We start from the raw sequence: 9883 nt of genomic DNA, 5'->3' as shown, positions 1-9883 counted from the left end.
GGCTGAAAGTCTTCAGCCCGTCCGGCGTTTGAGGACAAAGGTCCCCTCAGCGCAGCCCAACCCCCGGCAGCTCCCCCGCCCCCACCTCCAGCACGCCCCGCTCCGTCACCAGCGCCGTCACCAGCGAACCGGGTGTCACGTCGAAAGCGGGGTTGTGGCCACGCGAGTCCGCCGGAGCGGTGCGGATGCCCGCCCACTCCAGCACCTCATCCTCGCCCCGCAGTTCGATGTGGATGTCGGAGCCCGTCGCCGTGGCGAGGTCCACCGTCGTGGTGGGGGCGGCCACCATGAAGGGGATGCCCGCGTACGCGCACGCCAGCGCGACCCCCACCGTGCCCACCTTGTTCGCCGTGTCGCCGTTCGCCGCGATCCGGTCCGCGCCGACGATCGCCGCGTCCACCTCGCCCCGCAGGATCGTGCCCGCCGCCGCCCCGTCCGCCTGGACGAAGTGCGCTATCCCCTCCTGGACCAGCTCCCACGCCGTGAGCCGCGCGCCTTGGAGCAGGGGGCGGGTCTCGTCGGCGTACACCGTCTCCAGGCGGCCCCTGCCGTGCAGTTCGCGTATGACGCCGAGCGCCGTGCCCCAGCCCGCCGTGGCGAGCGCGCCCGTGTTGCAGTGGGTGAGTATCCGCAGCGGCCGGTCCACGGGCACCCGCTTGAGGAGCCAGTCCGCCCCGAACGCGCCCATCGCGTGGTTGGCCTCCAGGTCCTCCCGCACGATGGCGTCCGCCTCGGCCAGGACGGTCGCGACACCCTCGTCGACACGAGCGGCGACCCGGTCCACGCACACCATCAGGTTCACGGCGGTGGGCCGCGCCGCACGCACCCGCGCGACCTCCGCGTCCAGGCGTGCCCGGTCCCAGCCCTCGCGCTCGCCCTGCACCATGGCGAGCGCGACGCCGTACCCACCCGCCGCTCCGATCGCGGGAGCCCCGCGGACGACGAGCCGCACGATCGCGTCGATCAGCTGGTCGACGGTCGTGCAGTCCAGGCGCTTCAGAACGTGCGGGAGCGCGGTCTGGTCGATGAGGGAGAGGGCGGGCGGCGTGCCGTCCTCCGCCGCCGCCGTCCACGTGACCGCGCGCAGGTCCTGGCTGCTCATGTGTTCAACTCCGGGAAAATAGGGCTTTTGTGGCCATGCGGGGAGGGGTGCCGTCACCGTACCTGACGTGCTCGAACCATATTTCGAGACGTTCGTGCGGCTGTCCGAAATCCGGTGTTACCCTCACCGCCACCCAGGACGGATCGAGTCACGGTGCGAGGAGGACGGCCATGAAAACCCAGCGGACCGCTGGCCCCATGCGCTGCCCCGCCGTGACCGACGGCGTGACCCACGGTGTGAACGACGGCGTGACCGGCGGCATGACCGACGGCCGCCGAATGTGCCGCTGTCGCCCCTGCCGCCGCTGTTGTCGCTGAGCGCCTCCAGCTCCGCACGTCCGACCTCCCTGCCACCGCCTGGGCTCCCAGGCTCCTTCGAGAAGGCGCTCCCGTATGTCCATGCCTCCGCGTATGTCTCTTCGCCTGTCCCGTCGTACGTCCCTTCGGCTGTCCTCGCTCGCCGTCGGCGCCGCCCTTCTCGCCACCGGCTGCAACGCGGCCGCCAAGAAGGGCGGTTCGGACGACGACGGCGGGGCGGGAGCCAAGGCGTTCACGCTCGTCACGCCCGACCCCGTGGCGCAGAACGAGTTCCTCAAGCTGGCCGTCGGCGGGGTGAAGTCGGCGGCGAAGGCGCAGGGCGCCGGGGCCCCCAAGGTCTTCCAGAGCACCGACCCGTCCTCGCGGCAGCAGAACGTGCAGTCGGCCGTGGACTCCGCGCCCGACGTCATCACGCTCGTCGGGTTCGAGTTCGCCGACATCGCGGCCCAGCAGGCCGAAGCCCATCCCGACCAGCAGTTCCTGCTCGTCGACGCCTGCACGAAGAAGACGTATCAGAACGTCACGTGTGCCGTCTTCCGCGAGCACGAGGCGGTGTACCTCGCGGGCGCCGAGGCCGGGCTGCTCACCGAGAGCCAGAAGGTCGGAGCCGTCGTCGTCCTCGACAGCGTGCAGTTCCGGCGCTACAGCGAGCCGTTCACGGCCGGTGCGAAGAAGGTGCGGGCGAAGGCCAAGTCGCGCACGCTCTTCGTCGGCGGGCAGTCGCCGTTCAACGACGCGGCGCGCGCCAAGGACCAGGCGGCGACGATCGGTTCGGGCGGCGCCGACCAGGTGATGGCGGCAGCGGCGGGCGGCAACACCGGGGTGTTCCAGGCCGCGAAGGACAAGGGCTTCAAGGCGTACGGCGTCGACGCGAACCAGTGCCTCGGCAGCCCCGGGGTCGTCGTCGACAACGTACTGAAGAAGACCGATGTCGCCGTCGAGAAGGGCATCGCGCAGATCCTGAAGGGCAAGAGCGGCACCACGGTGTCGTACGGCCTCAAGGAGGGCGGGATGTCGCTGACCGGCCTTGAGCCCGGCGTCGCGGACTCCAAGTGCCTGATCGCCGACCACAAGGACGTGCTGAAGCGCGTCGAGTCGCTGCGGGACGACATCGTCGCCGGGAAGCTGAAGGTCAATGACCCCGCGGCCTGAGTCCGGCGCCGACTCCCCCGCCGTCGACTCCCCCGCCGTCGAACTCCGCGGCATCACCAAGGAGTTCCCCGGCACCCTCGCCAACGACCGCGTGGATCTGACCGTCGCGCGCGGTGAGATCCACGCCCTGATGGGCGAGAACGGCGCGGGCAAGTCGACGCTCATGTCCGTGCTGTACGGGCTTCAGCAGCCGGACGCCGGGCAGATCCTGCTCGACGGGCGCGAGGTGACGTTCGCGAACCCGAGCGAGGCGATCGCGGCGGGCCTGGGCATGGTGCACCAGAGCTTCAAGCTCTTCCCGTCCTTCACGGTCGCCGAGAACGTCGTGTACGCCGCGGAGCCGCGCCGTTTCGGTCTGACGGACCGCGCGGAGGCGCTGCGGCGGGTGGGCGCGCTCGCCGACGAGCACGGGCTCGCGGTGGATCCGGCGGCGAAGGTCGAGGACCTGCCGGTGGGCGTGCGCCAGCGCGTGGAGATCCTCAAGCTCCTCTACCGCGGCGCTCGCACACTGATCCTCGACGAGCCGACGGCGGTCCTGACCCCCTCGGAGGCCGACGGCCTGTTCGGTGTGCTGCGCTCGCTGGCGGACGACGGGCGCACGGTCCTGCTCGTCACCCACAAGCTGCGCGAGGTGATGGAGGGCAGCGACGCGGTGTCGGTCCTGCGGGACGGCCGCGTCGCGGCGCGGATGCGGACCGCCCAGACCAGCGCGGACGGGATCGCCGCGGCGATGACGGGACGCGCGGTGGAACTGGACCGCGTACATCCGGCAGGTGCGCCCGGCGGTGAGGTCCTGTCGGTCGACTCCCTGTCGACCGACTCCGTGCGCGAGGTCACGCTCTGCGTCCGTGCGGGCGAGATCGTGGGCATCGCGGGAGTGGCGGGCAACGGCCAGAGCGAACTCGTCGAGGCCGTGGCCGGGTTGCGGCCGATCACCGCGGGGCGGGTGACGCTCTCCGGGCAGGACATCACGCAGGCGTCGGCCGCGGGGCGCCGCGCGGCGGGTCTCGCCTACGTCCCCGAGGACCGCGTCGCCGTCGGCACCGCGCCGGGCGCGACGATCGCCGAGAACCTGGCGATGGGCCACCACCGGGGGCACGGCCTGCTGCGCCCGTCCTGGCTCCGCGAGCACGCGCGCGTCCTGATCGAACGCTTCGGCATCAAGGCGGCATCGTCCCGCCACACGGCGGGCTCACTGTCCGGCGGCAATCTCCAGAAGCTGGTCATCGGCCGCGAACTGGCCCACGAATCGCCCCTGTTGATCGTCGAGCAGCCCACCCGAGGCGTCGACATCGGCGCCATCCAGACCATCCACGACCAGCTGATCGCCCACCGCGACGCGGGCCACGCGATCCTCCTGGTCTCCGCCGAGCTGAGCGAGATCCGCGGCCTTTCGGACCGTGTCCTGGTGATGTACGAGGGCCGGGTGGCCGCGGAGTTCGCCCGCGCGGACGCGGACGAACGCGCGCTCGGCCTCGCCATGGCGGGCGGCGCGGCCTCCGGGGACGCAGCCGTGGCCGTGGGATCACCAGAGCCCTCCTCCTCCGTGAAGGAGCCACGCTGATGGCGCCTCGTACCCCCGCCGCCGCAGGGTCGGCCGTCGCGCGCGTGCTGCGCGCGCCCGCGCTGCACTCCGTCGTCGCCGCCGTGCTCGTCGGCGCGCTCTTCCTCGTCGGGACCGGGGCCGATCCCTTCGGGGCGTACGGCTCCGTCGTCAGCGGCGCGCTCGGGCCCGACGGCATCGGATCCACGCTCACCACCGGGACCAGCATCATCGGGCTCGCCCTGGCGCTCGCGATTCCCATGCGGGCCGGGCTGCTCAACCTCGGCGGGGACGGGCAGCTGGTGCTTGGCGGGATCGCCGCGGCCGCCACCGGGCTCTACTCGCCGCTGCCCGCGCCGCTGACCGTCGTCGCCTCACTGCTCGCGGGGATGGCGGCGGGCGCCGCGTACGCCGCGCTCGCCGCCGTGTGCCAGAACCGGTTCGGGGTTCCGCTGCTCGTCAGCAGTCTGCTGCTCGGCTACCCGGCGATGTCCTTCGCCTCCTACCTGGCGCGCTTTCCGCTCAAGGAGGACGGGTCGAGCCTTCCGCAGACCAGGCGGATGCCCGAGGGGGTCGAGCTGCCCGCCTTCGGATCCTCGACCGTCACCGTGGGGCTGCTCCTCGTGGCCGTCGCGGTCGCCGTGTTCGTGTTCGCCGACGCCCGTACGGCCACCGGATACGAGATCCGCATGACGGGGCTCAACCCGCGCTTCGCCGCGTACGCGGGGGTCGACAGGCCGCGGCTCACGCTGCGGCTGATGGCGCTCTCCGGGGCCGTCGCGGGGCTGGTCGGCGCCATCGGTGTCCTCAGCTTCCCCTATCGCTTCATCGACGGATCGCTCACCGCCGCGGGGCACACCTGGACCGGCCTGACTGCGGCGCTCCTCGCCGCCGCCGCGCCCGTCGGGACGGCCCTTGCCGCCCTGTTCTTCGCGGCGCTCGAAGTGGGCGGGCTCGCCATGGAGCGGACCACCGAGGTGCCGCGCGAGCTGACCCAGGTCCTGCAAGCCGTCGTCATCGTCTTCCTCGCCGCCCGGCTGAACCTGACGTGGCGGCGGGCCAGGAAGAAGACCGTGGAGCTGCCCGGCGACACCCAGGGCGCCAACAAGGCCGACACCAAGGAAGTGAGCGTGCGATGAGCATCGACTCCGCGCTGTTCCACTCGGCGCTCCTCGCCCTCACCCCGATCCTCCTCGCCGCACTCGGCGGCGCGATCTGCGAGCGCGCGGGCGTCTTCAACATCGGCCTCGAAGGCATGATGCTGATCGGCTGCTTCAGCGGCGTCGCGGGCAGCTGGTTCACCGGGAGCGCCTGGCTCGGGGTGCTGTTCGCCGCCCTCGCCTCGGCGGCGTACTCGATGATCCTGGCCGTTGGGACGATCTCGCTGCGGGGGGACGCCGTCGTGCTCGGCGTCGCGCTCAATCTCCTCGCGGTCGGACTGACCGGGTTCCTGCTGCGTACGGTCTTCGGCGTGCAGGGCACCTTCTCCGACCCGGAGTTGGCGGGTCTGGGCGGCATCGACATCTCGTTCGTCGGGCCGGTGCTCTCCGGGCACTCCGCGCTCGTGTACCTCTCGTGGGCCGCCGTCGCCGTGGCCGCGGTGTTCCTGGCCCGCCACCCGTGGGGCCTGCGGCTGCGCGGCGTCGGCGAGGCGCCCGACGCGGCGGCGACGCTGGGGGTGAGCCCGGCGAAGTACCAGTACGCGGCCGTGCTCGCCTCAGGCGTCCTGTGCGGCCTCGCGGGAGCTCAACTCGCTCTGGGCAACGTCACGTTGTTCTCCGAGAACATGACGGCCGGGCGTGGTTGGATCGCCGTGGTGGCCGTGATGCTGGGCCGCGCCCTGCCGCTCGGCGTCCTGCTCGCCGGGCTGCTCTTCGGGGTGGCGGAGGCGGTCGGTTTCCGTCTCCAGGGGCTCGGTATGCCGCAGCAGGCCACGGACGCCGCGCCCTACGTGGTGACCCTGGCCGCACTCTTCCTGTCCACGGCGCGCAGACGCCGCCGCAAGACGACGCCTCTGGTAGGAGCATCCTCATGACCACCGACACCTCCGCGCGCACCGACGCGCTGCCCATCACGCGCGTCCCCCGCACCGGCCTGCCCACCAGCGCGGTCGTGGTCGGCGACCCGGCGCGCGCCACCGCCGTCGCCGACCTCCTCGACGACGCGAAGGAGGTGTCGTACCACCGCGAGTACCGCACCTTCAGCGGCAGTTGGCAGGGCACCCCCGTCGTCGTCGCCTCGCACGGCGTCGGAGCCCCCGGCGCGATCCTGCTCTTCCAGGAGCTCGCGGAGGCGGGCGTCAGCACCATCCTGCGGCTCGGCACCGCGGGCGCGATCCGTCCCGGCATCCGCGACGGCGACCTGGTCATCGCGGACGCGGCGGTGCGCGACGACGGCGTGACCCAGCAGCTGATCCCCGCCGAGTACCCGGCGTTCGCGACTCCGGAGGCGGTCATCGCACTCCAGCGTGCGGCCCGCGCCGCCCAGGCCCCGTACCACCGTGGCGTGGTGTGGACGCGGGCCGCGTTCCAGCCGGGCTTCCTGCCGCTGCCCGGTGAGGCGTACGCGGCGGCCGGGATCGCGGCCATCGAGATGGAGCTCTCGGCGCTGTACGTCTTCGCGTCGACGCACGGCCTGATCGCGGGCGGCGCGCTCGTGGTGGACGGCGCCAACGCCGATGAACTCGTCGACGAGGACGCCACCGGTGGCTACAACCCGCACCGCGACGTGGTGGCCGAAGGAGTCGACCGGGGCGCGCGGATAGCCTTGGACGCCCTGCGCCTGCTGGCCGCGACGGAGCACTGAGTTCTGAGCACCGAGCACCGAGCCGAGCCGTACACGAACCACCTCACGGAGAACGCAACCGATGCACCCCACCACTGACCTGCCGGCCCAGGACCGGGGCGGCTCCATAGATCTCCTGGTGCACGGCGGCGACGTCCTCACCGTCGACGCGTCCGGCACGATCGTGCGGGACGGCGCCGTCGCCGTGCGCGACGGACGGATCGTCGAGGTCGGCCCGGCCGAGCGGCTGCGCGCCGCCTACGAGGCCGCCGACGATCTTGACGCCCGCGGCTGTCTCGTCCTGCCCGGCCTCATCAACACGCACACGCACCTGGCGATGACCCTGTTCCGCGGTATCGCGGACGACGTCACGCTCCAGGGCTTCCTGGCCCGCGTGATCCCGGCCGAGGCCGAGCAGCTCTCCCCGGAGACGGTGACGGCGGGCATCCGGGGCGCGATCGCCGAATCCGTGCGCGGCGGGGTCACCGCCGCCCTCGACATGTACTGGTTCCACGAGGCGGCCGAGGCCGTGGCCCGCGACGCGGGGTGGCGCCTCCTGACAGGACCCACGTTCATGGACGTGCCGGGCCCGCCGGACGGCCGCCCCTACGCCGAGAGGCTCGGCTGGGCGGCGGCGGACCTGGCCGCCCGCACCCCGGCGCCGGGCACACGCCCGGTGGTCTTCGCGCACTCCGCGTACACCCTGGGCCCCGAGCAGCTGACGGCGATCGGCGCGCTGGCCCGCGAGCACGGCGCCCTGCTGCACATCCACGCCTCCGAGAACGCGGGCGAGGTCGAGATGGTCACCCAGCAGCACGGCATGCGCCCGGTGGAGCTGCTGGACTCGCTCGGCGTGCTCGGCCCGGACACGCTGCTCGCGCACGCGGTGGACCTCACGGACACGGAGATCGAGATCATCGCCCGCACCGGGACGGCCGTCGCGCACTGCCCGGTGTCGAACCTGAAGCTGGGCTGCGGCATAGCGCGCGTCCCCGACCTGCTCGACGCGGGCGTCACGGTGGGCCTCGGCACGGACGGCGCCGTGAGTTCCAACACGCTCGACCTGCTCGGCGCGGTCAAGCTCGCGGCGCTCGTGCACAAGGCGGGCGGCGATCCGACGGCGGTCGGCGCCGAGCAGGCCGTGCGGATGGCGACCATCGAATCGGCGCGGGCGCTGGGCCTGGGCGACCAGCTGGGCTCCCTGGAGCCCGGCAAGCGCGCGGACCTGATCGTCCTCGATCTCGCCCGCCCGCACCTCACTCCCCGGCACGACCCGTGGTCGATGCTGGCGTACGCCGCCGCGTCGTCGGACGTACGCGACACGGTGGTCGACGGCCGAGTGCTGATGCGCGACCGTACGCTGGAGACAGTGGACGAGCAGCGCACGCTGCGCGCCCTGCAAGACGCGGCGAAGCCCGCGGCACCGAGCACCCCCGAAGTGGCACACACCGTATGACCATCGAGCACCGGACGACCGTCGAACCCACCCGCGGCTTCACCGGCCGCGCCCGCGCCGCCGACCGCGACCCGCGGCTGCCCCCCGGGCAGTACGACGCCGCCGACGGCTGGCCCGTCCTGTCCGCCGAGGTGACGCCCGAGCTCACGGCGGCGGACTGGACGTTCCGCGTGGACGGCCTCGTCACGTCCCCGCAGACATGGACGTGGGACGAGGCGGGGGCGCTGCCCGCCTCCGAGTACCGCGGGGACATCCACTGCGTGACCAGCTGGTCCAAGTTCGGGGTGCGCTTCGGCGGGGCGAGCCTGGACGCGTTCCTGGCCACCGCCGGACCGCGCCCCGAGGCCACGCACGTCGTCGCGTACTCGCACACCGGCTACATCACGAACCTCCCCCTCGCCGACGTGACGGGCGGGAAGGCGTGGATCGTCTGGGAGTACGGGGACGGCCCGCTGCCTCCCGAGCACGGTGGCCCGGCCCGGCTGATCGTCCCGCACCTCTACTTCTGGAAGAGCGTGAAGTGGGTGGCGGGGCTGCGCCTCCTGGACCACGACGAGCCGGGCTTCTGGGAGCAGAACGGCTATCACCACCGGGGGAATCCCTGGCGTGAGGAGCGTTACGCCGGTGACTGAGATTTCGGTGCCTGAGACTTCGGTGCCTGGGCCTGTGGCCGGGACTTTCGTGCCGCCGACGCGGTTCGCCGTGCCCGGGCGGATCGCGGTGAGCAATCGTGCGGCGGCGCGGTGGCAGCGGGCCGTGGTGGTGGACGTCCGGCGCGAGAACGCGGCCGGAACGGTGTCCAGCTTCCGTCTGAAGGTGCCGCACTGGCAGGGGCATCTGCCGGGCCAGCACCTGATGCTGCGGCTGACCGCGGCGGACGGGTACGCCGCGCAGCGCCACTACTCGATCGCGTCGGCCCCGGCCGAGGATGGCGAGATCGAGCTGACCCTGGACCACGTGCCGGGCGGCGAGGTCTCGGGCCACCTGCACATGGTCGCCCGCGTCGGCGACGTGGTGGAGGTGCGGGGCCCGCTCTCCGGTTTCTTCGCGTGGCCCGGGGATCGTCCCGCGCTGCTGCTCGGGGCGGGTTCCGGTGTGGTCCCGCTGATGTCGATGCTGCGGCACTGGCGGGGGGCCGGGCGTCCGGTGCCGCTGCGGCTCCTCGTCTCGGCGCGGACGCCGGAGGACCTGATCTACGCGGATGAGTACGGCGACGAGACCACGGTCGTCCTGACGCGGACGGAGGGCCGGCTGAGCGCCGAGCACCTTGCCCCGCTGCTGGGTCCCGCTCAGCCCGAGGGGGGCTGGGAGGCGTACATCTGCGGGTCGAACGGGTTCGCTGAGCATGCGTCGCGGCTGCTGGTGGCCGGGGGTCAGCCGGTTGACCGGATCCGGATCGAGCGGTTCGGGTAGGGGTTCGGGCGGTCCCTGCGGGGCTTTCCCCCATCCCGCCCCTTCCTGAAGCTGGGGCTCCGCCCCAGACCCCGTACAAGATGCTCAAACGCCGGCCGGGCTGGAATATCCAGCCC

Annotated in this window: 9 protein-coding genes; 8 read left to right on the top strand and 1 reads right to left on the bottom strand. The window is 72.7% G+C overall.

The features are described from left to right. Positions 1-46: 46 nt before the first annotated feature. Entirely contained in the window at positions 47-1102 is a 1056-nt protein-coding gene (gene mtnA, locus ACFUPX_RS43320; RefSeq protein WP_383335125.1) for an S-methyl-5-thioribose-1-phosphate isomerase, read from the bottom strand. A 410-nt stretch (positions 1103-1512) separates the two neighbouring features. On the opposite strand from mtnA, the gene ACFUPX_RS43315 reads away from it, so the two are divergent. The 8 genes from ACFUPX_RS43315 (at position 1513) to ACFUPX_RS43280 (ending at position 9767) form a co-directional block, all read left to right on the top strand. Next, positions 1513-2571 carry a BMP family ABC transporter substrate-binding protein gene (locus ACFUPX_RS43315; RefSeq protein WP_383335123.1) on the top strand — a complete coding sequence of 353 codons (1059 nt, stop codon included), beginning with the start codon at positions 1513-1515 and terminating at the stop codon, positions 2569-2571. Beyond that, on the top strand, positions 2555-4135 hold the full coding sequence (locus ACFUPX_RS43310) for an ABC transporter ATP-binding protein (RefSeq protein WP_383335121.1): 1581 nt from the start codon (positions 2555-2557) through the stop codon (positions 4133-4135). The genes ACFUPX_RS43315 and ACFUPX_RS43310 overlap by 17 nt, the downstream gene beginning before the upstream one ends. After that, positions 4135-5253 (top strand): ABC transporter permease, encoded by a 1119-nt coding sequence (locus ACFUPX_RS43305; protein ID WP_383335119.1) that lies wholly within the window; start codon positions 4135-4137, stop codon positions 5251-5253. Before ACFUPX_RS43310 ends, ACFUPX_RS43305 begins: the two co-directional genes overlap by 1 nt. Further along, entirely contained in the window at positions 5250-6149 is a 900-nt protein-coding gene (locus ACFUPX_RS43300; protein ID WP_383335117.1) for an ABC transporter permease, read from the top strand. Before ACFUPX_RS43305 ends, ACFUPX_RS43300 begins: the two co-directional genes overlap by 4 nt. Beyond that, on the top strand, positions 6146-6919 hold the full coding sequence (locus ACFUPX_RS43295) for a purine-nucleoside phosphorylase (protein WP_383335115.1): 774 nt from the start codon (positions 6146-6148) through the stop codon (positions 6917-6919). Before ACFUPX_RS43300 ends, ACFUPX_RS43295 begins: the two co-directional genes overlap by 4 nt. Positions 6920-6980: 61 nt before the next feature. Next, complete coding sequence (locus ACFUPX_RS43290) at positions 6981-8354, top strand: amidohydrolase (RefSeq protein WP_383335113.1); 1374 nt, start codon at positions 6981-6983, stop codon at positions 8352-8354. Next, positions 8351-8986: a sulfite oxidase-like oxidoreductase gene (locus ACFUPX_RS43285; RefSeq protein ID WP_383335111.1), complete on the top strand. Its 636-nt coding sequence runs from the start codon at positions 8351-8353 to the stop codon at positions 8984-8986. The genes ACFUPX_RS43290 and ACFUPX_RS43285 overlap by 4 nt, the downstream gene beginning before the upstream one ends. Positions 8987-9020: 34 nt before the next feature. Continuing rightward, positions 9021-9767, top strand: coding sequence for a ferredoxin reductase (locus ACFUPX_RS43280; protein WP_383335127.1), 747 nt, complete (start codon positions 9021-9023; stop codon positions 9765-9767). The last annotated feature ends 116 nt before the right edge of the window (positions 9768-9883 follow it).

Origin of the sequence: Streptomyces sp. NPDC057302 (genome assembly GCF_042667685.1) — a bacterium.
In the GTDB taxonomy this organism is placed as follows: Bacteria; Actinomycetota; Actinomycetes; order Streptomycetales; family Streptomycetaceae; genus Streptomyces.
Note: the sequence above shows the minus strand (reverse complement) of the source record. Positions and strands in the feature narration are given on the sequence as shown.

Excerpts from the sequence above, each read along its gene's own strand:
- mtnA (WP_383335125.1), bottom strand. The coding sequence starts at position 1,102 with ATGAGCAGCCAGGACCTGCGCGCGGTCACGTGGACGGCGGCGGCGGAG.
- ACFUPX_RS43315 (WP_383335123.1), top strand. The coding sequence starts at position 1,513 with ATGTCTCTTCGCCTGTCCCGTCGTACGTCCCTTCGGCTGTCCTCGCTC.
- ACFUPX_RS43310 (WP_383335121.1), top strand. The coding sequence starts at position 2,555 with ATGACCCCGCGGCCTGAGTCCGGCGCCGACTCCCCCGCCGTCGACTCC.
- ACFUPX_RS43305 (WP_383335119.1), top strand. The coding sequence starts at position 4,135 with ATGGCGCCTCGTACCCCCGCCGCCGCAGGGTCGGCCGTCGCGCGCGTG.
- ACFUPX_RS43300 (WP_383335117.1), top strand. The coding sequence starts at position 5,250 with ATGAGCATCGACTCCGCGCTGTTCCACTCGGCGCTCCTCGCCCTCACC.
- ACFUPX_RS43295 (WP_383335115.1), top strand. The coding sequence starts at position 6,146 with ATGACCACCGACACCTCCGCGCGCACCGACGCGCTGCCCATCACGCGC.
- ACFUPX_RS43290 (WP_383335113.1), top strand. The coding sequence starts at position 6,981 with ATGCACCCCACCACTGACCTGCCGGCCCAGGACCGGGGCGGCTCCATA.
- ACFUPX_RS43285 (WP_383335111.1), top strand. The coding sequence starts at position 8,351 with ATGACCATCGAGCACCGGACGACCGTCGAACCCACCCGCGGCTTCACC.